Source organism: Sphingobium soli (assembly GCF_020782245.1).
In the GTDB taxonomy this organism is placed as follows: Bacteria; Pseudomonadota; Alphaproteobacteria; order Sphingomonadales; family Sphingomonadaceae; genus Sphingobium; species Sphingobium soli.
Window position 1 is genome coordinate 64,850 of sequence record NZ_JAJGNP010000003.1, and the last position, 25,757, is coordinate 90,606.

Below are 25,757 nucleotides of genomic sequence, written 5' to 3' on the forward strand. Positions count from 1 at the left end.
TTCATAAAAGCCAGACGGATCAGTTACGAACGTCGGCTTCCGTAACCGGCGCGATCTTTATTTCGACGCGGCGATTGGCGGCCTTGCCCTCCTCAGTTGCGTTGGACGCTATGGGCTGCGTTTCACCAAAGCCGCGCGTGCCGATACGCGCCGACTGGACGCCCCGGCCGACCAGGTAATTGGCGACTGCCTGCGCACGCCGTTCCGACAAGGTCTGATTATAGGCGTCCGACCCATCGCTGTCGGTATGCCCATATACGTCGATATAAGTCTTGGGATATTGGGCCAGGACGCTGGCGACATCATTCAACGTCGGCTGGAACTGCGGCTGCACGTCGGCGCGGTCATAGCCGAAGGTAATGCCCGACGGCATGCGCAGCAGCAGATTGTCGCCGTCACGGATCACATCGACGCCGGTGCCGGCCGTTTCCTCACGCAGCTTGCGCTCCTGCGCGTCCATATAGGCGCCAATACCCGCGCCCGCGACAGCGCCGATGCCTGCACCCAGAATCTTTTCGGTGCGATCATTGCGGCCGCCGACCAGATCGCCCAGCAGATAGCCGCCCAGCGCGCCGCCGATGCCGCCAATCGCCGCCTTGGAAATCGACCGCTGACCGGTGTTCGGATCGGTCGTGCAGGCGGTGGTTGCCAACATGGCGGCCAGACCCGCCGCGCCCATGATGCGATGAGAAATCCTCATAATATCCGTTCCCTTGTCTTTATCCGCCCGCAAAAGGAGCGCATGGCCCCCCAAATGGCCAAGCCTCGATCTTTGTTCCACAGCCGAACTGAACTACCGATGATGCTGATGTTGTGAAATTGAAAGAATAGGCGCTATAGGGGGCAACTGACCACCATGGCCACGATCCCCTCCCCAACTCCGACGCCCTTTCCTTGGGTCGACATCGTCATCATCCTGGCGCTGGTTGCGCTCAATGGCGTCTTCGCCATGTCCGAGCTTGCGATCGTATCGGCGCGGCGGCCCCGGCTGCAGGCGATGGAAAAGGCGGGGCGCCGGGGTGCCAGGGTCGCGCTCGACTTGGCGGCTGATCCTGGCCGCTTCCTGTCGACCGTACAGATCGGCATCACGCTGATCGGAATCGTCGCAGGTGCCTATTCAGGCGCGAGCTTGGGCGGTCCCGTTGGCCAGCGACTGGAGGCTCTGGGCCTGGCTCCTAATATCGCAGCCACAGCCGGCTTTTCGCTCGTTATTGGCCTTACGACCTATGCCTCGCTGATCGTGGGCGAACTGGTGCCCAAACAGTTTGCGCTGCGCGCGCCGGAGACGATTGCCCTGCTGGTCGCGACGCCAATGTTGTGGCTGGCTAGGCTGACCGCGCCGCTGGTCTGGATATTGGATGGATCGAGCGCGCTGATCTTCAAGCTGTTGCGCATGGATCGCGAATCCGAAAATCACGTCACAGCTGAAGAATTGCACCTGATCGTTGCGGAAGCCAGCCGGTCAGGCGTGATCGAGGAAAGCGAACGCGCGATTATTTCGGGCGTGGTGCGCCTGGCCGATCGGCCAGTGCGCGAGGTGATGACCCAGCGTATGGATGTCGACTGGATCGACCTGAATGCCGACGAGGAAACGATTCGCGCCCGGCTGCTGGCGACGTCCCATACCCGTCTGCCGGTCGGGCGCGGGTCGGTCGAGGATATTGTCGGCGTCGTCCAGGCGCGCGACATCATGACTGCCCTGTTTCGGGGGGAAGCGTTGACGCTCGACATATTAATGCGCCGGGCGGAGATCGTACCCGATCAGGTCGATGCCATGGACGCGCTGGAAGTGCTGCGCCGGTCGGATGTGCCGATGGTGATGGTGCATGATGAATATGGTCATTTCGAAGGCATTGTGACGCCGGCCGACCTTATGTCCGCGATCGCGGGGCATTTCGCGTCGGACCGCGACGCCTTTGACGAGCCGGACTTGGTGGAGCGGGAGGACGGCAGCCTGCTGGTGTCGGGCCAGATGCCGATCGACCAACTGGCAGACCGGATCGACATCAGCCTGTCGGAAGACCGTGATTATGCGACGGTGGCCGGCCACGCGCTCTGGCTGATGCGGCGCCTGCCCGAGGTAGGCGATTTCGTGGATGACCAGGGATGGCGTTTCGAGATTGTGGACATGGACGGGCGCAAGATCGACAAGCTGCTGGTGGCGGCATTGCCCTGAGCGGCTGAGGCCGATGAACAGGAAGGTGGGCGGTTGAACGCCATCGACATCGCCACGGCAATGATCGCGCGGACCCTGGCGCAGGTGTTCGATCCGCTGATGATCGTGGGGATCGCCGGCGCGCAGGGCAGCGGGAAGTCCACCCTTGCCGCAGCCATCAAGACACGCATGAACAACGCGCATGTGCCGACCGCGCTGCTGTCCATCGACGACCTGTATCTCACCAAGGCCGAGCGGACCGCGCTGGCGCGAGATGTGCATCCGTTGCTGCGCACGCGGGGGGTGCCGGGCACGCATGACATTGGCCTTGGCGTTGAGGTTATCTCGGCTCTTGAACGCGGCGTGGCTGCGGCGCTCCCGCGCTTCGACAAGGGCAGCGATGACCGCCTGCCGCAGGCGCAATGGGATCACGCCCCGACAGGCACGCGCCTTTTGCTATTGGAGGGGTGGTGCGTCGGCGCCCGGGCGCAGTCGATTGACGCTTTGGAAGCGCCGATCAACACCTTGGAGCGCGACGAGGATGCGTACGGACACTGGCGTCACTTCGTCAACACGACATTGGCAGGACCCTATCAACGGTTGTTTGACCGGATCGATTGCCTTGTCTTTCTGGCCGCGCCCGATTTTTCGGTCGTTCATCGATGGCGCAGCGAACAGGAAGAACCCCTGCGCGCGGCCGGCAAAGGGATGGACGACGCTGCCCTGTCCCGCTTCCTTCAGCATTATGAACGGATCACGCGCCACATGCTCGACCATATGCCGGCGCAGGCCGACTTGCTGATTGAACTGGACGCGGCGCGGGCGGTTGTAAAGGCGCGGGGAAAGGCTGCTACCAGCCCAGTTCCGTGGCATGATCCGGGTCAGCCAGCGCGGTAAGACGGCGGGCCGCACGACGGGCAAAGCGCAGGGTTTCCGCCTTGCGCCGGGCGGCGGCAAGGGGTTCGACCGGCGCAGGGCGTACCAGTTCGGCGTCATATTGGTCGGCGACGATCAGTCCCGTGCGCCCCGGCCAGAGCGATTCGCCTTCAAATGGGCTAAGGTCGAAACCTGCTGGCACAGCCCAGTAGAAACGATCACAATAGTCGAAATAATCGGGCCATTTCATGTCGCCCAGCAAATCGGCGCGGCTGCATTTGATTTCAACGATGGTCAGTCGCCCGGCGCTGTCGATCGCCATGATATCGGCACGCCGGCCATTGGGCAGCGGCACTTCCAGGATGCCGCTCATGTCATGCCGAAAAAAGAGACGCAACGTCCCGCGCGCGACCGCCATGGCCGTGCCGTCGGTAAGCGCGGAGCAGCCGTCTTGTGCAATGCTATTCATGCCCAACCATTAGAACAATATAGGAACAAAAGAAAAGCCGATTCGGGCAGTCCGAACCGGCTCAGTCTTTTGTCTTGTCCGCAAATCCGGCGGGATCAGCGGTAGAAGATATGATTGTCGATCGAGGCCAATTTGGTTTTGCCCCAGCCCGGCGAAACCCGGCGGGCGTGGAAGAAGAGCGCACCTTCAGCCCGACTGTCCCAGCTGTCCTCCATCGCGATTTGCGCAATGGCGACGGCCTGGCGCCAGCTGCGGCTTTCCATGCGGATCGGCGGCATCGACCCGCGGCGCACGAAGCTGAACTGGCTGGGCTGATAGATGACGCCGCACAGGCTGTCAGCGAAACGACCGGACTTGGCGCGGTTGATGATCACGCGCGCGACGGCCAGCTGGCCTTCCAGGCTTTCGCCCTTGGATTCGAAATAGACCGCTCCGGCCAGGCATTGCATGTCGCCGTCCAGCTCCTCGGGTGCGCCTTGGGCGTCGACCAGAGCAGCGAGGCTGGTTGCCGAAAAATCGGAGTCGGAAGAAGAAGAGGAACCGGCCACATGGTCGGAATCCAGCGGCTGCGCGGTTTCGCGCGGAGCGGCAAAGACGACCGCAGGCTGCGTGGCAGCGTGTACAGTGTTTGGCAAGGACGTCACCGAGGCGATGGATTCGCCAGCGATCGACATTTCAGAAGCGGACATGGCGGCGGCCGCGGACAAGGCAAAGGCTGCGACGATCGCAGCTCTCAAACGAAAACTCATTTCAGCTCAAAAACAAGCGGTTCTTGGCCGGGGCGTCGTCTATTGTAACCCTATTGTCGCGACGACCGGCCGCCTCCCGTCTGCGTGTTTACCAGACCCGCCCCCCATGGACGAAACGGCAACCTGCGCAATGGCGTCGCGCGCCTCTGCCCGGACCATGACGGTCTGTCAACGATCAGCAAATTGTTTCAGCGGCGAACCGTTCCGCTTGCGCGACATCGAGTTCGACTACCCACAGGTCCGGGTCAGACCTGCGGCGGCGCTCGATATAAGCCGATAGCGCTTCGGGCCCTTCCGCCGGGGCGGGACCACAACGCATTAACGCATATCCGCCATCAAGGTTCGGCACTCGTTCAAAAAGTCCTGTTTCCCGTCCGCGTTCCACCGCCTGGACAAGGATGACGCCGCTTATCTCATCGCCTTTGACAAGAATGGTGGCGAATCCGCCCGCCTCCACGACTCGCCGTCGCAGCGCTCCGACCAGCATCGCGCTGGTCAGGCGGGGATCAGGCGGCATAGCCGGGAAGCGAGGACAAGGGGAATTGCGAGCGCATGAAGGTGCCCGTTCCCCGACCGACCTCTTCTCCGTCCGAACCGATCAGGCTAGCTTCGGCGACATAGACCCGCCGCTTGCCGCTGATCCAGCGCCCCTCCGCGCGTATCCGTCCCGGCCCGATCGGGCGGGTGAACAGCAGGTTGAAGGCGGTCGTCAGCAGGAAGCGATCGCTGACCAGACTGTTAGCCGCGTAGAAGGCGGCATCGTCCAGCATCTTGAAATAGACGGTGCCATGCACTGCGCCGGCCGCGTGGAACTGGCTTTCATCGACATCGAAGTCGATGCGGGACCGGCCTGCTTCTGTGATGACGAGGTCGGATCGGAACAGGCGGTTGATCGGCGCGGAACGATAAAGCTGCTCCAGCGCGCGAAAATGCGCGGCTTCCCCGCTCGGACTTTCAGGCTGCGTCACGCGTCCCGCTGCCTGCAAGGAGCGCATAAAGTGCTTCGGCCGAACTGGCGCCCCGCAGGCGCGCCACATTATGATCGTCACGCAGGTAACGCGACACGCGCGCCAGAGTCTTCAGATGCTCGGCGCCGCTATCCACCGGCGAAAGCAGAGCGAAGATGATATCGACCGGCGCCTCGTCCACGGCATCGAACGGCATGGCGGGGTCGGCCAGAATGACCAGAGCGCACATGCGGGCAAGGCCGGGGATCTTGGCATGCGGAATGGCGACGCCGCCGCCAAATCCCGTCGACCCAAGCCGCTCGCGGTCGAACAGCGCCTCGGCCACGATCGCAGCATCGAGGCCATAGGCATCCGCCGCCAGCGCCGCGATTTTCTGAAACAGCTGTTTCTTGCCATTGATCGTGAGCCGCGCGGCCAGCGCGTCGGGCGAGACGATATCGTTGAACTGTACCATGACCATTCCGAACCAGCCGAGCCGCGCTCAGCCAGGGGGAAGATTATGCGCGTATGCTCGGGGACTGTGAAGCCCGGCCCCATAAGCCGCCCGACCCGGAAGGTCAACAGCAGCGGGGCCGGGCGCAAGGGGTCAGGCGCGGGGCTCAACCCAGCCAATCGTCCCATCCTGGCGACGATAGACCATATTATAGGTCGATGTGCCCGCATTCATGAAAAGCAGGGCATTGGTGTTGCGCAGATCAAGCATCATCACCGCATCCGATACGCTCGCCTCTGGGATGTCGACGCGCGTTTCCGCGACGATCAGGGGCGCGTCATCGGGTTCTTCCTCTTCGCGGCCGCCGGCAAAGATGGTGTAGCCTGCGCCATCGACATCATCCAGACTGAAGCCGTTGGCGCGCTGCGCTTCAGCGGCTGCTGCCTGCTGGCTGCGGTCCTTCAGACGGCGCATATAGCGGCGCAGCTGCTTTTCTATCCGCTCGGCCGCCTGGTCGAAGGCCGGATGCGCCTCCTGCGCTTCGCCCGCGCCCTTGAGGATAAGACCGGTCATGACATGACAGACGATGTCGCAATGGAAAGCGCCATGCGGCGCGCCGCGGAAGGTGACCTGGGCGGAAATCGTGCGGGAAAAATATTTCTCGGCCATCGCCTCGAGCCGATCCCAGACATGCTGCTTGAGCGCGTCGCCCGTTTCGACCTGATGCCCGGAAACACGAATATCCATATGCCTTCTCCTTATTCTTGCCGAACCGCCGGGAGGGCGGCCGGGTTGGCGTGAAGGCACAGGTCCTTGATGGGCCTATGCCTCCTCCAGCCAGAGCGGCCTGTCCAGCGTCGCGACGAACGCGGCGTGCCGTTCCAGCTCCTGCGCGCTCGCCATGAAGACGCGCGCAGGACGAACAGGGCGAACAACGGGACTTTCCGTCAGTTCCACCCTGACGATCTCTTTTGCCTCCTCCTGTGCCAGACCCAGGCCGATCTGACGGCCGCCGGTCAGTTCGATATAGAGTTGCGCCAGCAATTCCGCGTCCAGCAGCGCGCCATGCTTGACGCGATGGCTGCGATCGATGCCGTAGCGGGTGCAGAGCGCGTCCAGACTGTGCTTGGCGCCCGGATGGAGTTGACGGGCAATCGCGACGGTGTCGATCATGCGGTGCATGCCGACTTGCGGATGGCCGCATAATGTCAGTTCATGGTTGAGGAATCCGAAGTCGAAGCGCGCATTGTGCGCGACCAGCGGACTGTCCTCCAGAAAATCGAGCAGTTCCAGCGCGCCCAGTGAAAAGACCGGATGCTTGGCCAGGAAATCGGCGGACAGGCCATGGACCGCAAAGGCGGCCGCCGGCATGTCGCGTTCGGGGTGATAATAAGCGTGGAATGTGCGTCCGGTGGGCACACGATTGACCAGTTCGATACAGCCAATCTCCACCATCCGGTCGCCGGATGCAGGGTCGAACCCTGTCGTTTCGGTATCGAAAATAATCTCGCGCATTGCCCTCGCAATCGACTCTGTGGGCTAACCCTTATCTGCCTGTCTGGCGGCCAAGGCAAGCGACCAGACGGCGAACCTGTGCGGCCGTTTCGGCCAAGCTCGTGCCCGTATTGATGATATAGTCAGCCCGCGTCCGCTTTACAGCATCGGGAGTTTGCAGGTTGACGATCTGCCGGAATTTGGACGCCGTCATTCCGGGCCGGGCGAGCACGCGCCGACGCTGCTTCCACGCCGGTGCGGTAACGACAATCACGCCGTTCAGCCGCCTTTCGCCACGGGTTTCGAACAGCAACGGTATGTCGAGGATGACGAAAGCGCGGGCGCGGTGGCGTTTCAGGAACCGCTCGCGCCGGTCGTGGACGGCCGGATGGACGATCGCCTCCAGCGCCTTGCGCGCTTGCGGATCGCCGAAGACGGCAGCGCCCAGCCTGGCACGATTCACGCCCTTGGGACCCGTGGTTCCGGGAAATCGGGCTTCGATAGCGGGAAGCAAGGGGCCGTCCGGGCCTTGCAACCGGTGCACCTCCGCGTCGGCATCGAATACCGGCACCCCGGCCCGGCGGAACATGGCCGCGACGGTCGATTTGCCCATGCCGATCGAGCCGGTCAGGCCATAGACCTTCATGACTGGGCGGCGAGGAGCCGTTCGCGCAATTCCCCGTCCAGTTCGCGAGGCGGCTGCGCGTCGAAGAATATGTCGAAGGCCAGAGCCGCCTGTCCAATCAGCATTTCAAGGCCATCAAGCGTCCGCAAACCCCGCGCGCGCGCAGCTTTGAGCAAGCCGGTTTCCAACGGGGCATAGACGATGTCGTAGACGATAGCCTTTTCGGGCAACGGCGTCAGGTCGAGATCGAGCGCGGGCTGCCCGACCATGCCGAGCGAGGTTGAATTGACCAGCAGGTCAGCGGCCGGCAGCGCGTCGGCCATGCCAAGCACCCTGCCCTTCACCCTGGCGCGATCAAGCAGCGCCTGACCCTTGGCGGCGTCGCGCGCCATGATGCTGATGTCGGGGACGCCAAGGCTGGCCAGCGCGAATAAAATCGCCCGCGCCGCGCCGCCCGACCCGATAATGACGGCGCTCTGGCCCTGCCAGCCGTCGCGCAGCAATGGCTGGAGGAAACCGCCCGCGTCGGTGTTGGTGCCGATCAACGGTCCGCCGGTTTCCGAGGCAATGGTGTTGACCGCCCCGATCCGGTCGCGCACGCCGCCCGGATCATCGACATAATCGAGTACTGCGATTTTATGCGGAATGGTGACATTGCAGCCGAGCCAGTCCGGGTCGGCGCGCCGCTGAAGGAAATAGGTGCTGAGGCTATCGGCTGTCACGTGCGTCTTGCGATATTCCGCCTCAATATTGAGGGCCTCAAGCCAGAAATTATGGATGAGGGGCGACTGGCTGTGCGCGATCGGATCGCCGATTACCTCGGCATAGGGAAGTTTGTCGGTCATGCTTTCAGAACGCCACGCACGCGCAGAAAGTCAAGCAGGGGAAGAAGCGGCAGACCCTGGATCGCGAACTGGCTGCCTTCCACCCGGCTGAACAGTTGCGCGCCCGGTCCTTCGATCCGGTAGCAGCCCACGCACCAGCGGCATTCGTCCCAGTCGCTGTCCAGATAGGCAGTAATAAAGTTTTCCGACAACGGCCGCACGGTCATGCGCACCCGCTCGACATGCCGCCAGATCGGATCACCGTTCAGCACGATCACCGCAGCGCTGTGAAGATGATGCACGCGGCCCGAAAGCTGGCGCAGGATGCGCTCCGCATCGGCCCGATCAATCGCCTTGTCGATCATCTCGCCCCGTTCCGCGCCGTCGCCGATGCTGAGCGTCTGGTCGCAGCCCAGCACCAGCGCGCCAGGCACGCGACGCGACACCTTCAGCGCCTTCAGTTCCGCCAGGGCATCGGCGAGCGCGCGGGCGTCCAGCCCGTCGGCGCGCAGCGCCGCCTTGGCGGCATCTTCGTCCACGCCGGGGGATAGCGCCTCGAAGGGCACCTGCGCCGCCGTCAGCAGCGCCCGGCGGCTGGCGCTTTGCGAGGCAAGGACGATCATGCGCCGTCTCCCTCCGCGAGCACTCGGTCGTTGAAGAGGTTGATGATCGCCGCGGCGGCTTCCTCGATCGACCGCCGCGTCATGTCGATGACGGGCCAGCCATGGTCAGCGAACATGCGCCTGGCAAAGGCCAGTTCATCCTGCACCTTGTCGATATCGACATAAGCGGTTTCAGGCGCCTGGTTGAGCGAGAGCAACCGGTTACGCCGAATCTGGATCAGCCGTTCGGGACTGACGGTAAGCCCCACGACCATGGGATGACGCAGCGTGTAGAGACTGCGCGGCGGCGGCGATTCCGGTACGAGCGGGATATTGGCGGTCTTGTAGCCGCGATTGGCGAGATAGATGGAGGTTGGCGTTTTGGACGCACGCGAAACGCCCGCTAGGACGATATCGGCCTCCTCCCAATTTTCGTGGCCGACGCCGTCATCATGCGCGATGGTGAACTGGATCGCCTCGATCCGCGCGAAATAGGCTTCGTCCAATATATGTTTGCGGCCTGGCCGGGTGCGGGTTTCCTGCCCCAATATGTTGGAGAGGGCGTCTGCCACGCTGTCGAGCGCCGCGACATGCGGCAGACCAAGCGCGCGACAGCGGGTTTCCAGCCGCCGCCGCAGCATATGGTTCGTCAGCGTGAACAGCACGAGGCCCGGATTGGCGGCGATATCCTCCATGATCCGGTCAAGGTGCACATCCGACCGCACCATCGGCCAGAAATGGCGGATTGCCTCGACATTTTCGAACAGGCCGATCGCCGCCTTGGCAATATTTTCAAGCGTTTCCCCGGTGGAATCTGATAGAAGGTGGAGGTGGATACGCGCCATGTGCCCATCTGTGTGGAAGGGCTGTGGATAAAGCAAGGGAGGAATCAGTGGATGAAATCGCGGTTTTGGTCCCTCCCCACTGACCGGACTCTTATCCACACCCCTCCCACAGGCGCTGGATTTCATCCACAGCCTGTGGATAGCGGGGGCAGATTGCCTGACTCGGACGCGATTGCGTCAATCGCCAGAGTCAATCTGTTGGCAATTCCGGGCACAGCGCATTAACCCCGCTGCCAACGCACCAACATCTGCATCATCCTTTTTGAATCTTAATTAAGTGAGAGTCTGATGAGCCTGAACGCCCCGGCCCATGGCGCCGACAAGAAACTTCTGGGCGTGCTCCGGGGTGAACGTCCGGCAGTGCCGCCAGTCTGGCTGATGCGCCAGGCAGGCCGCTATCTACCGGAATATCGCGAGTTGCGTGCCGATAAGGGCGGCTTTCTGGAACTGGTCTATGACAGCGCCGCCGCGGCGGAAGTGACGCTGCAACCGTTGCGCCGGTTCGGCTTTGACGGAGCGATCCTGTTTTCGGACATCCTGATCGTGCCCTATGCCATGGGGCAGAGTCTGTGGTTCGAGGCCGGCGAAGGCCCACGCCTCGCGCCGATCCTGGCGGAGACGGACCTGTCGGCGCTGACGCCCGAATGGTCGCGTTTTGACGCCGTCTATGACACGGTGCGCCGCGTGAAGGCCGCGCTGAACCCCAATGTCACCTTTCTGGGCTTTGCCGGCAGTCCCTGGACGATCGCAACCTATATGGTGGCGGGCCAGGGCAGCAAGGATCATGGGGCTGCGCGGCGCATGGCCTATGGCGAGCCCGATCGCTTTGCTGCGCTGATCGACGCGATCATCGCGGCGACTGTCGAGTATCTCAGCGGCCAGATCGCGACCGGGGTCGAGGCCGTGCAATTATTTGACAGCTGGTCCGGCAGCCTGGCGCCGATCCAGTTTGAACGCTGGGTGATCGACCCCAACCGCCGCATCGTCGCGGCGCTGAAGGAACGCCATCCCGATATTCCGGTCATCGGCTTTCCAAAGGGGGCGGGCGCGAAGCTGGCCGATTATGCGGTGCAAACCGGCGTCGATGCTGTTGGCGTGGACGAAACGATCGATCCGCATTGGGCGCATGGCGCCTTACCGGCGGGCATGCCGGTGCAGGGCAATCTCGATCCCCTGGCGCTGATTGCTGGCGGGCGCGCGGTGGAAGAGGCGGTGGACGCGATCCGCGCTGCCTTTGCCGATCGCCCGCATATCTTCAACCTTGGCCATGGGATTTTGCCCGACACGCCCATTGCGCATGTCGAGGCGCTTCTTAGCTATGTGCGACAGCAAGGAGATTGCAGCTGATGGTCTATCTTGGCGCCGCTTATCTGTGGGTGAAGGCCGCCCATCTGATCTTCGTCATCTTCCTGATGGCGGGCTTGTTCATGATGCCGCGCTTCTTCGTCTATCATCAGGAAACCGTGCCGGGGTCGCCAGAGGACCAGCGCTGGATCGAACGCGAAGGCCGCTTGCTCAAGATCATCCTCAACCCCTCGCTGGTGCTGGTCTGGGTGCTGGGGCTGATGCTGATGGTGGAAATTGGTGCGTGGCAGTTCGGCTGGTTCCACCTCAAACTGCTCTTCGTGCTTGGGCTGACCGGCTATCATGGCTGGATCGCGAGCTACACGAAGAAGCTGGCCAAGGGGCAGCGGCCGCTTGGCGACCGGCAGTTGCGGTTGCTGAACGAAATTCCGGGGATCGCGGCGGCCGTGATCGTGATCGCGGTGATCGTGAAACCCTTCTGATCCCCCTGCTTGCGTTTAGGCAGGATCGACTGCGATATTGTCGATAAGGCGCGTGGAGCCCAGTTTCGCCGCGCCGAGCAGCCGCGCCGGCCGATCAAGCCTATGTATCGGCTCGAGCGTTGTCGCGTCGCACAAGGTTATATAGTCGATCGGGCCAAAACCATGGGCCGACAGCGTCGCTATCGCCTGCGCCAGCGCGCCATCGACTGGATCGCCGCGTTCCATCTGTCGCTTGGCTTCGCCCAGCGCGCGCGGCAGCGCCAACGCCTTTTTGCGTTCGTCTTCGGTTAGATAGGCATTGCGCGACGACAGGGCGAGGCCGTCCTCGGCCCGCTGCGTCGGCAGGCCGACAATCTCGATAGGCAGGTCAAGGTCGGTCACGAAACGGCGGATGACGGCAAGCTGCTGATAATCTTTTTCACCAAAGATCGCGACATCGGGCCGGACCTGGTTGAACAATTTGGTCACGACCGTGGCGACGCCGTCGAAATGACCGGGCCGCGCTGCGCCATCCAGTCCTTCGCTGATGCCGGACACGCTGATATTGGTGGCAAATCCGGCGGGATACATGACGTCGACGCTCGGCGCCCAGAGAATGGCAACGCCGGCTGCCTGAAGCAGCTGCGCGTCCTTGGCTTCGCGCCTTGGATAGGCGTCCAGATCCTCGTTCGGACCGAATTGCCGGGGATTGACGAAGATCGACACGACGACATGGCGTCCGTGGCGGCGCGCTTCCTCCACCAGGGCCATATGCCCGTCATGCAGCGCGCCCATTGTCGGCACCAGAGCAATCGGCCGGCCATTGCTGCGCAGGGCATCGACAGCGGCGCGGAGAGTGGAGATATCACGCAGCGTTTGCACGGAAGGATGGGCTCCGATAAGGGCGAGGAGATAATGGCGTCCTGCTATGCCGGTGCCGGCGCGAGCGTCAATCATCATTGCGACAGTCAACGGGGTTATCAGGGGCAATGGGCAATCCTCAGCCGCATCTCATCATCTTCGCCAATGAAAAGGGCGGTACGGGCAAATCGACGACGGCCGTTCATACCGCCATCGCGCTCAGCGCCCTGGGGCACCAGGTTGGCCTTATCGACCTCGATCCGCGGCAACGGACGGTCACCCGCTATATGGAAAACCGCGTTGAAACCGCACGTCGCCGCGGCATTGACCTGCCAGTGCCCGATTTTTCGGTCTTTACCGGCGACAGCACCGACGCGCTGGACGATCAGGTGGTGGAGATGGCGCAGGGCAAGGATTTCCTGGTCGTCGATACGCCGGGACGCGACGATGTCTTCGCGCGCCATCTGGCGCCCCACGCCAACACGTTGGTGACGCCGATGAACGACAGTTTCGTTGATTTCGACCTCATCGGTCAGGTCGATCCTGAAACCTTCAAGGTGCGGCGCCTATCCTTCTATTCGGAACTGATCTTTGACGCGCGCAAGACGCGGGCAAAGGTGGACGGGGTCACGATCGATTGGGTGGTGCTACGCAACCGCGTCCAGCATCATGATGCGCGCAACAAGAAGCGGGTGGGCGATGCACTGATGGAATTGTCGCGCCGGGTCGGTTTCCGGGTCATCCCCGGTCTGTCGGAACGCGTGATCTTTCGCGAGCTTTTCCCGTCAGGCCTGACCCTGCTGGACAAGGGGCATCTGGGCGAACTGGGTGTCAGCCACATCGCCGCGCGGCAGGAACTGCGCGAGATGGTGGCGGGCTTTGCCCTGCCGACGCAGGGTGGCGCCGCCTCTGTGGATCTGATCGGCGCGGCCTGATGGGCGTGTTGACGCTGCTGATCGCAGCACTCGCCATCTGGCTGATCTGGACCGGCAAGCTGCAACGCATGACCGCGAAGGACGGGATTGCCCTGAGCGCAGCGCTGGTGGGGGCGGTGCTGGCGGCAAAGGGCAAGCCAGTGATCGGCGCGCCGCTGCTGATCAGCGTCGCACTGTTCTTCGCGCAACAGGGGCAGGCGCGCGCGCGGCGGCGCAAACGGGCAATCCCTCCTGCCCCGACGGCTGATCACGCCGACATCGCGCGCGCGCGCGCGCTACTTGGGCTTGGCCCGGATGCCGATGCCGATGCGATCCGCGCGGCGCATCGGCGCCTGATCGCGTCTGTTCATCCCGACAAGGGTGGGACAGAGGCGCTGGCGGCGCAGATCAATGCCGCGCGCGATCTGCTGCTGCAGGAGCGGGCAGGGCGGTGAGCCATCGCTTCGATCCCACGCTGCTGCGCGACTATGACCTGCGCGGCACGGTGGGACGAACATTGCATGAGGCCGACGCCTGGGCGCTGGGGCGCAGTTTCGGGACGATCGTCGCGCGCAGCGGCGGGCGGCGCGTCGCGGTGGGCTATGACGGGCGGCTGAGTTCCCCGATGCTGGAGGCGGCTCTGGTCGACGGCCTGGTCGCGACCGGAATCGATGTGGCGCGTATCGGCCTGGGGCCGACGCCGATGCTATATCATGCCGAATATACGGGCGATGTGGATGGCGGCATTCAGATAACCGGCAGCCATAATCCCGCCGATCAGAATGGCTTCAAGCTGGTGAAGGGGCATGCGCCTTTTTTCGGGGCTGAGATACAGGCGATGGGCGCTCTGGCTGCGGCGGGGGACTGGGATGAGGGCGTGGGCTGCGTTCAAAGCCGTCCTGTTCTGGACGCTTACGTCGCGCGACTGATGCAGGGCTTTGACGGTCCGGCGTGCCGTGTCGGTTGGGATGCGGGCAACGGCGCGGCCGGGCCGGCGGTGGAGCGCCTGACGCAGCTGCTCCCTGGTGAGCATCATCTGCTCTTTATCGATATAGACGGTCAATTTCCCCATCATCATCCCGATCCCAGCAAGGATGCTAATCTGGCTGACCTGCGCACGCTGGTCCTGGAGAAGCAGCTCGATTTCGGCGTGGCTTTCGATGGGGATGGCGACCGGATCGGCGTGATCGACGGACAGGGCCGTGCGATTCCCGGCGATCAGTTGCTCGGCCTGTTCGCCGAAGAGGTGGTCAAAGCGCGGCCTGGCGCGCCGATCGTGGCCGACGTCAAGACCAGCCAGACCGTGTTCGACCGGATCGCCGCGCTGGGTGGCCAACCCGTCATGTGGAAAAGCGGCCACAGTCATATCAAGTCCAAAATGAAGCAGATTGGCAGCCCGCTGGGCGGGGAAACGACGGGCCACCTCTTCTTCGCCGATGATTATCCTGGCTATGACGATGGATTATATGCCGCCGTCCGGCTGATCCGCGCCGTTGGCGGATTGGGGCGGAGCGTGACCGATATGGTTGAAGGCTTGCCCCGAAGCATCATCACGCCGGAAATCCGCATATCGGTGCCGGAAGCGCGCAAATTTGCGGTGGTGGATGAGGTGCGCGGACGGCTGGACGCCAAGGGCGCCGACCTCAATCTGGTTGATGGCGTACGCGTGCGCGAACCGCTGGGATGGTGGCTTCTGCGAGCGTCCCACACGGAAGCAGCGCTGGTGGTCCGGGCAGAGGCCACGGACGAATCTGCTTTGGCCGATATGCTCATGATCCTCGATTCGCAGCTGAAAAAGTCTGGGATCCACAGGAATCTGGCCGGGGAAGGATGAGGTGGGTGTATCCGAACGGCAGAATGATGCAGATCTTAACGCGACTTTCCCCTAGGGAAAGGAGGCAAAAATCATCCAGTTGCAGAAAATGCAATCATCGATGATCCATTCGCATTTGCGATAATCCGTGCTGCACCGCAAACAGAACAGGCCTTTCAGGCATCCTCTCCTAAAACTTCAAGGCCGCCTTTCCGGGCGGCTTTTTTTTTGCCTTCGTTGCCGGGCTTCATCGTCTGGCAGCCGTAGCGTCAGTGAGGTGCGCGCCTGCGCGACCACCTGCAAAAGTGCGATGAACGACGGCGCATATACTGGAAATTCACGACATCTTTGGTAAGTCGCCTGCGTCATAAGCCCGGTTCGCGCGTTGCAGCCAGCGTCCGCCCGGGACCGAAGAAGAGTCGCCAACAATTAGAGGATGCACCCCATGTCTTTAAACCGCCGTCTGCCTTGGTCCCTTCTTGCAACCGCCGCACTCGCTTTGCCGGTGCCCGCGCTCGCCGGCGGTTTCTACCTGCAGGAACAGTCGCCGATCGAGATTGGCCGCGCGCTTTCGGGCGGCGCTGCGGCCGGGGACGACCCGTCCACCATCTATTTCAATCCCGCGGCGATGACGGAACTTCAGGGCGTGCAGCTGTCGGCTGGCGCATCGGCGCTGATGGCGTCGGCGCACCAGACCAATCGTGGCAGCTATCGTTCGGTCCCCGGATCGACCGTGCGCGTCCCCGTGACGGGCGGCGATGGCGGCAATCCGTTTGAAAGCGTCATTCCGGTGCCCAGCTTTTATGCCAGCGCGCAGGTGACGGACAAGCTGTGGCTGGGCCTGGGCGTCAACGCGCCCTTTGGGCTGAAGCTGGAATATGCTGATGATTTCTTCGGCCGGTATGATTCGCTCTACACCGACCTTAAAACCTACAATATCCAACCATCGGCCGCCTATAAGCTGACCGACAATCTGTCGATCGGGGGCGGCGTCGACGTGCAATATGTGAAGGCGACGCTGACCAATGCACTGCCACAGGTGTCGCCGCTCGTCCCGACCGATGGTTTCACCAGTCTGAAGGGCGATGACTGGTCGGTGGGCTGGAATGCGGGTCTGTTCTACACCACGGGGGACACCAATTTCGGTGTCCATTATCGCTCTGGCATCAGCCACAAGCTGCAAGGGACACAGATCATTTCCGGCCTGGCCGCGCCGCTGACGGCCGCCAATGGTGAATTTGCCGCGACCGCGCCGCTCGATCTGCCCGATATCGTCACCGTCAGCATGATGCACCGCCTGACGCCGCGACTGCGCGCGATGATCACCGGCAAATGGTATAATTGGTCGAAGTTCAAGGGCATCGCGGTCACGTCCGCGACCGGCACGACCAACAAGGAACTGGATTACAAGGACAGCTATTCGGTCAGCGTCGGCGGCGAATATGATGTCAGCCCGGCGCTGACGCTGCGCGCCGGCACGATGTTCGACCGCACGCCCACCAATCCGCAATATCTGACCACGCGCGTGCCCGACGGCGACCGCGTCTGGCTGACCGGCGGCGCGACCTGGAACATGTCGGAGATGATGGCGCTGAACCTCAGCTACGCGCACACCTTCGTCGAAAAGGCGAACATCATCCGCCCCGACAGCTATTTCCCGACACCCGCCACCGTCACCGCGACCACTTTGGCGCAGACCAGCGGCAATGCCGACCAGGTCGCGGCCTCTCTGACCGTCCGCTTCTGATCCGGGCGCGCGATTGTGCGCGTCGGCGGTTTCAACCCGGCGCGTGAAGGACTATAGGGGCTTCGTAACCACGGAGCCCCTTTTTCATGTCCGATCATAATCCCGGCCTGCGTCCCTGGCGCGATATCGCCCGTCGCCAATGCCGGCAGATCATGGTCGGCAATGTGCCCGTGGGTGGGGGCGCCCCGGTCAGCGTCCAGACGATGACCAATACGCCCACCCACGACGTCAGGGCGACGATCGACCAGATCCGGCGCTGCGAGGAGGTGGGCGTGGACATCATCCGCGTGTCCTGCCCCGACGAGGCATCGACCGCCGCCTTGAAACAGATCGTGCGCGCCGCGCGCGTGCCGATCGTCGCCGACATCCATTTCCATTACAAGCGCGCGCTGGAAGCCGCCGATGCGGGTGCGGCCTGCCTGCGGATCAATCCCGGCAATATCGGCAGCGAAGCGCGGGTCAAGGAAGTGGTGGACGCGGCCAAGGCGAATGGCTGCTCCATCCGCATCGGCGTCAACGCCGGCAGCCTGGAAAAGGATTTGCTGGAAAAATATGGTGAGCCCTGCCCCGAAGCCCTGGTCGAAAGCGCGCTCGACCATATCAAGTTGCTCCAGGACCAGGATTTCCACGACTATAAGGTTGCGGTGAAGGCCAGCGACGTGTTCCTGGCCGTCGCCGCCTATGCGAGCCTTGCCGAGGCGGTCGATTGTCCGCTGCATCTGGGCATCACCGAAGCGGGCGGCCTGATCGGCGGCACGGTGAAAAGCGCCATCGGCATCGGCAACCTGCTCTGGGCCGGCATCGGCGACACGATCCGCGTGTCCCTTTCCGCCGAACCGGAGGAGGAAGTGCGCGTCGGCTATGAGATATTGAAGTCGCTCGGCATTCGCACCCGCGGGGTGAAGGTCATCTCCTGCCCCTCCTGCGCGCGGCAGGGTTTCGACGTGATCCGCACGGTGCAGGCGTTGGAGGAGCGGCTTCAGCATATCCATACGCCGCTCTCGCTCTCCGTCCTTGGCTGCGTCGTCAATGGTCCGGGTGAAGCGCGCGAAACCGACATCGGCCTGACCGGCGGCGGCGCGGGCAAGCATATGGTCTATCTGTCGGGTGTCACCGATCATACGGTTCAGGACGCCGATATGGTCGACCATATCGTTCGCCTGGTGGAGGCCAAGGCAGCCGAGATCGAGGCGGCGAAGCTGGAGGCCGAAAGCACCGACGCCGGCAAGATCGAAGCGGCGGAATAGGCAGCGCGCGACCATGGACGCCTCGCCGCGTGGCGTCGCGGCCCCCTTTGCCGTCTGCTGCCTGGGTGTCGCGCTGTTTTCAGTGATGGACGCAACGATGAAGGGGCTGGGGCTGGAGATAGGTCTCTACAATGCCCTTTTCTGGCGGGCGCTCGCGGGGACCGTACTTGGTCTTATATTGATGCTGGGAACGCGGCAGCGTTGGCCCGGCGCGGCAGTGCTACGGATCCATCTGCTGCGCGGCGTCGTCGTCGCCGCCATGGCGGCGTTGTTCTTTTGGGCGATCCTGCGCCTGCCGCTGGCCGAGGCGATCGCCCTGTCCTTCATCGCGCCGTTGATCGCCCTGTATCTGGCTGCATGGCTGCTCAAGGAAAGTGTCGGGCGGCGCGCGATCGGCGCATCGCTCCTGGGTGTGATTGGGGTCGCGGTCATCCTGTCGGGCCGGTTGCAGGGGCGCTATGAACCCGATGCGCTGATCGGGGCGCTGGCGGTATTGGGCTCGGCGGTCCTCTTCGCGTGGAACCTTATCATCCAGCGCAGGCAGGCGCAGCTCGCCTCCCCGATCGAGGTCGCCTTTTTCCAGCATCTCATCATGCTGGGCGTATTCACGCTGGCGGCGCCATTCTGGCTGACCGTGCCTTCGCTGGATGCTGTCCCGCTGATAGTCCTTGCCGCGACCCTGGCCTTTACCTCGCTCGCGGCGCTGGCCTGGGCCTATGCGCGGGCGGAGGCGCAGCGCCTGATCCCGGTGGAATATAGCGCGTTCATCTGGGCCGCGATCATCGGCTGGCTGGTATTTGGCGAACCCTTGACCATACCGACGCTGGCGGGCGCCTTGCTGATCATTGCCGGCTGCCTTATCGCGGCGCGCTCGAAACGGGCGGCAATCGCCCATGTGGAGGCAGGAACGGCATGAGCGCCATCATCATTCGCGCGGCACAGGCCGAAGACATCGATACGATACAGGCCTTCATTCGCGCGCTCGCCGATTATGAACGGCTGGCGCATGAGGTGAAGGCCGATCGCGAAACGCTTGGCCGCTATTTGTTCGGACCCCGCCCGATGGCTGAGGTACTGATTGCGGAGGCGGACGGGTCGGCGGTGGGCTTTGCCCTGTTCTTCCATAATTTCTCGACCTTCGAAGGACGACCCGGCCTGTATCTGGAGGACCTGTTCGTGCTGCCGGAGGCACGCGGGCTGGGCGCGGGCAAAGCGCTCCTGTCCCGCCTTGCAGCGCTCGCGATGGAACGCGACTGCGCGCGGTTGGAATGGTCGGTGCTCGACTGGAATGAACCGTCCATCGCTTTCTATCGAGCCTTGGGCGCGCGTGCGATGGACGAATGGACAGTGCAGCGGGTCGATGGGCAGGCGCTCGTCCGCTTGGCCGCGCTCCAGCCCTAGACCACGGATCGTTACGGTAGATCGACGGGGCGCGGACTTGACGCGGACTCCCCGCTCGGCGCATTGTGCCGAAACGGAACATTTGGGGGACATGGGTAAGTTATGGCCGTCGGCCGCACCGTCAAACGCACGCCGGAATGGCGTGAAATGCTCAAGCGCAGCCTGATACGCAGCGGCGCGCTGATCGGCGCGATCGCGCTGATGCTGGGAACCTTGTTCCTGGCACTGGCGCTGCTCAGCTATGCGCCGAGTGACCCGTCGATGAACACGGTGGCCGGCGATCATGTCGCCAACATCATGGCCTCGCCCGGAGCTTGGGCGGCCGATTTCCTGCTCTGGCTGCTGGGTGTGCCGGTGGCCTTGATCCTGCCGCTGATGGCGGTCACCGCTCGTCGCCTCTGGGGCGATCAGGACATGGCGGGGTGGAAGGGCCAGTTTGGCAAATGCCTTTTCGGCATCATTCTGGTCGGAATCGCCCTGGCATTGTTCCAGACCGACCCGCTGGTCGGCCTGCCCGCCGGCTGGGGCGGGGTGATCGGCCTGGTGACGGCCAAGGGGATTGGCAGCCTGCTGGTGCAGGCTCCCGCCGCCGCGCCGTGGATCAAGGGCGGCTTGATCGTCCTGGCACTGATCGTCGGCCTGTTCACCTGCTATCGCAGCCTGGCGCTGGAAAAGCCGATCATCGCGCTGCGCCGCCCTGCGTTGCCGCGGCTGAACCTGCCGCGTCCCAGGCTTGCGCTGGCGGGAAGCCCGGCCGCCGACGAACCCGTGTCGCAGGATGAGGAGGATGAGCGGATCATCGCGCCGCGCCGGCAGGTGTCGAATGAACCCAAACCGCCGATCACGATCCAGGCGCCCAAGCCGGCGCCGGTGCAGCGCGCCATGGCTCCCGTCAGCCAGGACGATCTGTTCGGCAACAGTTCGCTGCCGTCACCCGATTTGCTCAACCCCATTCCTGCCAATCAGGGCGGCAAGATCGACAAGGCTGCGCTGGAGCGCAACGCTCGCCTGCTCGAATCCGTGCTCGACGACTTCCATGTTAAGGGCAACATCACCGAAGTGCGGCCCGGCCCGGTCGTCACCATGTATGAACTGGAACCCGCGCCCGGCATCAAGGCGAGCCGCGTCATCGCGCTGGCGGACGATATCGCGCGCAACATGTCGGCGCTGTCGGCTCGCGTGGCCACGATTCCCGGACGCACCGTCATCGGCATCGAACTGCCCAATGCCAATCGCGAGGGCGTGTCCTTCCGCGAACTCATCACCAGCGAGCAATTCGGGCAGGAAGCGACGTTGCCCATCATCCTGGGTAAGAATATCTCGGGCGAGCCGATCATCGCGGACCTGGCACCCATGCCGCACCTGCTGATCGCGGGGACGACCGGGTCGGGCAAGTCGGTGGGCTTGAACGCGATGATCCTGTCATTGCTGTATCGCATGACGCCCGATCAGTTGCGCCTGATCATGATCGACCCAAAGATGCTGGAACTGTCGACCTATGACGACATCCCGCATCTCCTTTCGCCGGTCGTGACCGAACCCAACAAGGCCATCCGTGCCTTGAAATGGGCCGTCGAGCAGATGGAGGATCGCTATCGTATGATGGCGTCCATCTCCGTGCGCAACCTTGCCAACTATAATGAGAAGGTGCGCGCCGCCAAGGCGAAGGGCAAGCCGCTCGGCCGCCGCGTCCAGACCGGCTATGATCCCGAGACCGGCAAGCCGATCTATGAGGAGGAGCAGCTCGATTTCCAGCCGCTGCCTCAGATTGTCGTGGTGGTGGACGAGCTCGCCGACCTCATGATGACGGCGGGCAAGGAAGTCGAATTCCTGATCCAACGCCTCGCGCAGAAAGCGCGCGCGGCGGGCATTCACCTGATCCTCGCGACCCAGCGCCCCTCGGTCGACGTCATCACCGGCGTCATCAAGGCGAACCTGCCGACCCGCATCAGTTTCTTCGTCACCTCCAAGATCGACAGCCGCACGATCCTGGGCGAACAGGGCGCTGAACAGCTGCTGGGCAAGGGCGACATGCTCTATATGCATGGCGGCAAGGGGCTGACCCGCGTCCATGGTCCCTTCGTGTCGGATGACGAAGTGCGCATGGTCGCCGACCATTGGCGCACGCAGGGCCAGCCAGACTATATCTCCGCCGTCACCGAGGAGCCGGAGGAAGGCAGCTTCGCGCTTGATGGCGTCGATCTGGGCGATGACAGTCCCGACGCGCAGCTGTTCCGCAAGGCATGCCAGCTCGTGTTCGAGAATCAGAAGGCATCGACCAGCTGGCTCCAGCGTCAATTGCGCGTGGGTTATAACAGCGCGGCGCGCCTGATCGAACGGATGGAGGAGGAAGGGCTGGTCGGCCCGCCCAACCATGTCGGCCGCCGCGAAGTGCTGCGCGACGAAAATGGCAATCCCATCTGAGGCGGTTGCAGGACGTGCAATCGTCATCGAATGCTTCGCATTTGAACGCAGGCGCGCGTGAAGGCATAGGGAAAAGGCCTTTCAGGCATCCTCTCCTAAAAACTTTCAGGGCTGGTCTTCGGACCGGCCCTTTTTTTCCGCCATTGGAGCGGCGGAAATTTGGCTTGCAGAAATCCTTGCAGTTTCGGAACGAGCGGGTTCACAGCGGGTTCAAGCCGCGCCTACTAGGCCATAAGGCCATAGGAACGAACCGGAGTTAGACGCCATGAAGCGCATCGTTGCGCCCCTTATGCTGGCCCTTGCCGCTGCGCCGCTGGTCGTGCCGACCCTGCCGGCCGCCGCGCAGCAGGGCGATGCCGACCTGTCGCGGGTCAATGCCTATATCCGCGCGGTCACGACCATGACCGCTGATTTCAGCCAGACCGACCGGAATGGTCAGACGCTGACCGGCAAGCTGACGCTGAAGCAACCTGGCAAGATCCGCTTTCAATATCAGAAGGGCGTTCCTTTGCTGATCGTGGGCGATGGCAAGGCGCTGACCGTCATCGACTATGAAGTGCGGCAGGTGCAGCGCTGGCCGATCGGAAATTCGCCGCTGGGTGCGCTGATTGATCCGAGCAAGGATCTGTCGAAATTCGGCAAGGTGATCCCGACCGATGATCCCTCGATCCTGTCGGTGCAGGCGCGCGATCCCAAGCGACCGGAATTCGGCACCATCACCATGATTTTCAAGCGTGACGCGGCCAGCCCGGCTGGCCTTCAACTTTATGGCTGGGTAGCCCTCGATTCGCAGAATAACCGCACCGCCGTGCGCCTGACCAACCAACGCTATGGCGCGCCGGTGGAGGATTCCGCCTTTCGCTGGACCGATCCGCGCCCGCGCGGCAGGTCGGCCGGCGGCTGACCGGAGCATCGGGCGCGATGGATTGAAAAACTTTCCAATCCGTTCATCTGCCGCTCATATCGGCAGCGCTAATCAGCATTTCACGGCGGAAGGCTAAGCCGGGATTTCCCCCCTGTTACCCGGTCCCCATCTTTCGCCGCGAAGCGCTTCAAGGGCGCGATCGAGACCCCCGTTCCACGCCCCCGGAGCGGGGGTCTTACATTGTCCGGTATAAGCGCCGAAGTCCGCCGCTTGCGCAACGACCCGCGGGCTTTTAGGGCATCGTCATGGCCCAAACCCTTTCCGTCTGTTCCTGGAACATCAACAGCGTTCGCGCCCGCATCGACATCGTCGAACAATTGCTGCGAGAGGAAACGCCCGACATCCTGTGCCTTCAGGAAACCAAGGTGGTGAATGAGACTTTCCCTACCGAGATGTTCCGGCGGCTGGGCTATGTCCATCAGGTGTTGAACGGCCAGCGCATGCATCATGGCGTCGCGATCCTGAGCAAGGTGCCGATCCATGAGGATGACCGGCTGGACTGGCAGGCCAATGGCGAGGCGCGCCATGTCGGCGTGCGACTGGACAATGGCGTGCGGATCGAAAATGTCTATGTGCCTGCCGGCGGCGATGTGCCCGATCGCACTGTGAATCCCAAATTCGGCCAGAAGCTGGATTTTCTGGAGCGGATGATCGAATGGTCGGCCGCTCTGGAGGACAAGCCCACCATCCTGACCGGCGATTTCAACATCGCGCCGCTGGAATGCGATGTGTGGAGCCATCGCCAGTTGCTTGACGTGGTCAGCCATACCCCGATCGAGTGCGAGATATTGGGCCGGTTGCAGGCGTCGAACGACTGGGTCGATATCGGCCGCCATTTCCATCCTGCACCCGCCCGGCTCTACACCTGGTGGAGCTATCGGGCGAAGGATTGGGCGGCGTCGGATCGCGGGCGGCGGTTGGACCATATGTGGATGACCCGCGACGTCGCGGAAAAAGCTGTCGGCCATCGCGTGATCGAACCGGCGCGCAGCTGGATTAAGCCGTCGGATCATATTCCGATCATCACGGACTTCGCCTTCTGATGGCAGGCAGCGTAGGGCGCAACGCCGCGCGCGCGATCGACGCGCTGCGCCGGGGCTGGCCGGTGCGGCTGGTCGCGGACGATGGCGCGATCCGGCTGATGGCGATCGAGGGTGCGGACGCCGTGACGCTGGCCGACTTCGATCCCGACGCCAAAGCCGACATTTTGATCTCCGCCGCCCGCGCCGAGACGCTCAACCTCGCCAACCAGCTGGCGGCCGCCGACCCCGAACGCCCAGTGCTGATCGCACGCACGCTCTGGATCGACGCCGACGTCGCGACCAGCATCGCCGATCCCGTGCTGGATCTGGGCTCGCCGCTCAAGGGACCTTTCCGGGCGCGGCCGCTCGTCAGCCCCCATGCCGCCCAGGCGGCGCTTCGGCTGGCGCGGCTGGCAGGTATTTTGCCGGCCTATTTTGTGAGCGCTGCTGACGGCGATGCGGAGGCGGAAGCAAGCGCTGATGATATCGCCGCCTATGACGATGCCATCCATCTGGCCATCGCGACACGCGCGCGTCTGCCGGTCTCGGCGAGCGAGACCGCGGAGATCGTCGCCTTCCGCAGCCCGGACGAGCCGCGCGAGCATGTCGCGCTGATTGTCGGCAAACGCGACAGTTCGCCTCCGGTCGTCCGCCTGCACAGCGAATGCCTGACCGGCGATGCGCTGGGCAGCCTGAAATGCGATTGCGGGCCACAATTGCATGAGGCGCTGCACAGGATCGCGGACGCGCCATGGGGCATCTTGCTCTATCTGCGGCAGGAAGGGCGCGGCATCGGTCTGGTCAACAAGCTGCGCGCCTATGCGATGCAGGATCAGGGGTTCGATACGGTTGACGCCAATGTGCGGCTGGGCTTTGCCATCGATGCGCGCGACTTTTCGGTCGCGGCGCGGATGCTCGACCTGCTGAATGTGGGTGCGGTGCGATTGCTGACCAATAATCCCAAAAAGGTAACGGGACTGGAGGCGGCGGGAATCACAGTAACCGAACGCCTGCCGATCATCCTGCCGACCAATCCGCACAACGAACGCTATCTGGCGACCAAGCGGGACCGGACCGGCCACCAGCTATGAGCGTGATCCGCGTCGATTGCGCCGCAGGGCGGCTTACCTTCGGCGAACTGGCGATGGACTGCACGATCGGGCGAGGCGGCGCCCGCCCAGCGGCCGACAAGCGGGAAGGGGATGGGTGCACGCCGGTCGGACTTTGGCCGATCCGGGGCGTGTTGCTGCGGCAGGGCAGGGTGGAGTCGAGCGATATCCATCTGCCCTGGCGCTGGATCCGCAAAAGCGACGGCTGGTCCGACGATAGTGCGGACCCCGCCTATAATCGTCCTGTCCGGTTGCCCCGCGCCTTTTCCGCAGAGAGCCTGATCCGCAGCGACGATGCCTATGATGTCATCATGGTGCTGGGCTATAATGACGCGCCGCCGGTCGCAGGGCAGGGGAGCGCCATTTTCTTCCACCTGTCGGAAGGCCGGCCGACCGCCGGATGCGTGGCGGTGGAACGGTCAGACATGCTGCGCCTGCTGCCGCTGTTGCGGCCCGGCGATAGGATGGACATCCGGCGCTAACGATCT

At 63.3% G+C, this 25,757-nt stretch carries 29 protein-coding genes; 16 read left to right on the plus strand and 13 right to left on the minus strand.

Annotated features, from left to right (window positions below; translation table 11 throughout):
* Positions 1 to 19: 19 nt before the first annotated feature.
* Positions 20 to 700 carry an OmpA family protein gene (locus LL253_RS04990; protein WP_009823331.1) on the minus strand — a complete coding sequence of 227 codons (681 nt, stop codon included), beginning with the start codon at positions 698 to 700 and terminating at the stop codon, positions 20 to 22.
* Between the two features lie 156 nt (positions 701 to 856).
* Between LL253_RS04990 and LL253_RS04995 the strand changes: the two genes are divergently transcribed.
* Positions 857 to 2,176, plus strand: a complete 1,320-nt coding sequence (locus LL253_RS04995) for a hemolysin family protein (RefSeq protein ID WP_009823330.1) — start codon at positions 857 to 859, stop codon at positions 2,174 to 2,176.
* Positions 2,177 to 2,236: 60 nt separating this feature from the next.
* Positions 2,237 to 3,052: a kinase gene (locus LL253_RS05000; RefSeq protein WP_228226623.1), complete on the plus strand. Its 816-nt coding sequence runs from the start codon at positions 2,237 to 2,239 to the stop codon at positions 3,050 to 3,052.
* Here the strand turns inward: LL253_RS05000 and LL253_RS05005 are convergent.
* The 11 genes from LL253_RS05005 to LL253_RS05055 all read right to left on the minus strand — a co-directional run bounded on the left by LL253_RS05005 (position 3,006) and on the right by LL253_RS05055 (position 10,040).
* Positions 3,006 to 3,500, minus strand: a complete 495-nt coding sequence (locus tag LL253_RS05005) for an MmcB family DNA repair protein (RefSeq protein ID WP_228226420.1) — start codon at positions 3,498 to 3,500, stop codon at positions 3,006 to 3,008. The two genes, LL253_RS05000 and LL253_RS05005, sit on opposite strands and share 47 nt — an antisense overlap.
* A 95-nt stretch (positions 3,501 to 3,595) precedes the next feature.
* Positions 3,596 to 4,249, minus strand: a complete 654-nt coding sequence (locus LL253_RS05010; protein WP_228226421.1) for a cell wall hydrolase — start codon at positions 4,247 to 4,249, stop codon at positions 3,596 to 3,598.
* A gap of 175 nt (positions 4,250 to 4,424) precedes the next feature.
* Entirely contained in the window at positions 4,425 to 4,736 is a 312-nt protein-coding gene (locus LL253_RS05015) for a DUF1491 family protein (protein WP_266100883.1), read from the minus strand.
* Positions 4,737 to 4,755: 19 nt separating this feature from the next.
* Positions 4,756 to 5,244, minus strand: a complete 489-nt coding sequence (locus LL253_RS05020) for a PaaI family thioesterase (protein ID WP_228226423.1) — start codon at positions 5,242 to 5,244, stop codon at positions 4,756 to 4,758.
* Positions 5,204 to 5,671, minus strand: coding sequence for a PTS sugar transporter subunit IIA (locus LL253_RS05025; protein ID WP_228226424.1), 468 nt, complete (start codon positions 5,669 to 5,671; stop codon positions 5,204 to 5,206). Before LL253_RS05025 ends, LL253_RS05020 begins: the two co-directional genes overlap by 41 nt.
* A 132-nt stretch (positions 5,672 to 5,803) precedes the next feature.
* Positions 5,804 to 6,397 (minus strand): ribosome hibernation-promoting factor, HPF/YfiA family, encoded by a 594-nt coding sequence (gene hpf / locus LL253_RS05030; protein WP_009823323.1) that lies wholly within the window; start codon positions 6,395 to 6,397, stop codon positions 5,804 to 5,806.
* A gap of 75 nt (positions 6,398 to 6,472) precedes the next feature.
* Positions 6,473 to 7,165: a DNA polymerase III subunit epsilon gene (dnaQ, locus tag LL253_RS05035; RefSeq protein WP_009823322.1), complete on the minus strand. Its 693-nt coding sequence runs from the start codon at positions 7,163 to 7,165 to the stop codon at positions 6,473 to 6,475.
* Between the two features lie 31 nt (positions 7,166 to 7,196).
* Positions 7,197 to 7,790, minus strand: a complete 594-nt coding sequence (gene coaE, locus LL253_RS05040) for a dephospho-CoA kinase (protein ID WP_228226425.1) — start codon at positions 7,788 to 7,790, stop codon at positions 7,197 to 7,199.
* Positions 7,787 to 8,614, minus strand: coding sequence for a shikimate dehydrogenase (gene aroE, locus LL253_RS05045; protein ID WP_228221440.1), 828 nt, complete (start codon positions 8,612 to 8,614; stop codon positions 7,787 to 7,789). The genes coaE and aroE overlap by 4 nt, the downstream gene beginning before the upstream one ends.
* Positions 8,611 to 9,216, minus strand: a complete 606-nt coding sequence (locus LL253_RS05050; protein ID WP_228226426.1) for a Maf family protein — start codon at positions 9,214 to 9,216, stop codon at positions 8,611 to 8,613. Before LL253_RS05050 ends, aroE begins: the two co-directional genes overlap by 4 nt.
* Positions 9,213 to 10,040 carry a pyruvate, water dikinase regulatory protein gene (locus LL253_RS05055; RefSeq protein WP_228221438.1) on the minus strand — a complete coding sequence of 276 codons (828 nt, stop codon included), beginning with the start codon at positions 10,038 to 10,040 and terminating at the stop codon, positions 9,213 to 9,215. Before LL253_RS05055 ends, LL253_RS05050 begins: the two co-directional genes overlap by 4 nt.
* Before the next feature lie 288 nt (positions 10,041 to 10,328).
* Between LL253_RS05055 and hemE the strand changes: the two genes are divergently transcribed.
* Together hemE and LL253_RS05065 are read left to right on the plus strand one after the other, a co-directional pair.
* Positions 10,329 to 11,387 (plus strand): uroporphyrinogen decarboxylase, encoded by a 1,059-nt coding sequence (gene hemE, locus LL253_RS05060; RefSeq protein ID WP_228226427.1) that lies wholly within the window; start codon positions 10,329 to 10,331, stop codon positions 11,385 to 11,387.
* Positions 11,387 to 11,827, plus strand: coding sequence for a CopD family protein (locus LL253_RS05065; protein ID WP_228226428.1), 441 nt, complete (start codon positions 11,387 to 11,389; stop codon positions 11,825 to 11,827). The genes hemE and LL253_RS05065 overlap by 1 nt, the downstream gene beginning before the upstream one ends.
* 15 nt (positions 11,828 to 11,842) lie before the next feature.
* Here the strand turns inward: LL253_RS05065 and panC are convergent, their stop codons facing one another.
* Positions 11,843 to 12,688 carry a pantoate--beta-alanine ligase gene (panC, locus tag LL253_RS05070; protein ID WP_228226624.1) on the minus strand — a complete coding sequence of 282 codons (846 nt, stop codon included), beginning with the start codon at positions 12,686 to 12,688 and terminating at the stop codon, positions 11,843 to 11,845.
* 107 nt (positions 12,689 to 12,795) lie between these two features.
* On the opposite strand from panC, the gene LL253_RS05075 reads away from it, so the two are divergent.
* From LL253_RS05075 to LL253_RS05130, 12 genes are all read left to right on the plus strand, one after another.
* The gene (locus LL253_RS05075) at positions 12,796 to 13,602 is read left to right on the plus strand and encodes a division plane positioning ATPase MipZ (protein WP_228226429.1); all 807 of its coding nucleotides are present in this window, start codon (positions 12,796 to 12,798) and stop codon (positions 13,600 to 13,602) included.
* Entirely contained in the window at positions 13,602 to 14,036 is a 435-nt protein-coding gene (locus tag LL253_RS05080; protein ID WP_228226430.1) for a J domain-containing protein, read from the plus strand. The genes LL253_RS05075 and LL253_RS05080 overlap by 1 nt, the downstream gene beginning before the upstream one ends.
* Entirely contained in the window at positions 14,033 to 15,415 is a 1,383-nt protein-coding gene (pgmG, locus tag LL253_RS05085) for a phosphoglucomutase/phosphomannomutase PgmG (protein WP_228226431.1), read from the plus strand. The genes LL253_RS05080 and pgmG overlap by 4 nt, the downstream gene beginning before the upstream one ends.
* A gap of 424 nt (positions 15,416 to 15,839) precedes the next feature.
* Entirely contained in the window at positions 15,840 to 17,141 is a 1,302-nt protein-coding gene (locus LL253_RS05090) for an OmpP1/FadL family transporter (RefSeq protein ID WP_228226432.1), read from the plus strand.
* 86 nt (positions 17,142 to 17,227) lie between these two features.
* The gene (ispG, locus tag LL253_RS05095; RefSeq protein WP_228226433.1) at positions 17,228 to 18,388 is read left to right on the plus strand and encodes a flavodoxin-dependent (E)-4-hydroxy-3-methylbut-2-enyl-diphosphate synthase; all 1,161 of its coding nucleotides are present in this window, start codon (positions 17,228 to 17,230) and stop codon (positions 18,386 to 18,388) included.
* A 13-nt stretch (positions 18,389 to 18,401) separates the two neighbouring features.
* Positions 18,402 to 19,304, plus strand: a complete 903-nt coding sequence (locus LL253_RS05100) for a DMT family transporter (protein WP_228226434.1) — start codon at positions 18,402 to 18,404, stop codon at positions 19,302 to 19,304.
* Complete coding sequence (locus LL253_RS05105; protein WP_009823308.1) at positions 19,301 to 19,789, plus strand: GNAT family N-acetyltransferase; 489 nt, start codon at positions 19,301 to 19,303, stop codon at positions 19,787 to 19,789. The genes LL253_RS05100 and LL253_RS05105 overlap by 4 nt, the downstream gene beginning before the upstream one ends.
* 102 nt (positions 19,790 to 19,891) lie before the next feature.
* Complete coding sequence (locus tag LL253_RS05110) at positions 19,892 to 22,213, plus strand: DNA translocase FtsK (protein ID WP_228226435.1); 2,322 nt, start codon at positions 19,892 to 19,894, stop codon at positions 22,211 to 22,213.
* Between the two features lie 265 nt (positions 22,214 to 22,478).
* Complete coding sequence (locus LL253_RS05115; protein ID WP_009823306.1) at positions 22,479 to 23,117, plus strand: LolA family protein; 639 nt, start codon at positions 22,479 to 22,481, stop codon at positions 23,115 to 23,117.
* A gap of 266 nt (positions 23,118 to 23,383) precedes the next feature.
* On the plus strand, positions 23,384 to 24,181 hold the full coding sequence (locus LL253_RS05120) for an exodeoxyribonuclease III (protein WP_228221428.1): 798 nt from the start codon (positions 23,384 to 23,386) through the stop codon (positions 24,179 to 24,181).
* Positions 24,181 to 25,251 carry a GTP cyclohydrolase II gene (gene ribA, locus LL253_RS05125; protein WP_009823304.1) on the plus strand — a complete coding sequence of 357 codons (1,071 nt, stop codon included), beginning with the start codon at positions 24,181 to 24,183 and terminating at the stop codon, positions 25,249 to 25,251. Before LL253_RS05120 ends, ribA begins: the two co-directional genes overlap by 1 nt.
* On the plus strand, positions 25,248 to 25,751 hold the full coding sequence (locus LL253_RS05130; RefSeq protein WP_228226436.1) for a L,D-transpeptidase family protein: 504 nt from the start codon (positions 25,248 to 25,250) through the stop codon (positions 25,749 to 25,751). Before ribA ends, LL253_RS05130 begins: the two co-directional genes overlap by 4 nt.
* Positions 25,752 to 25,757: the final 6 nt, after the last annotated feature.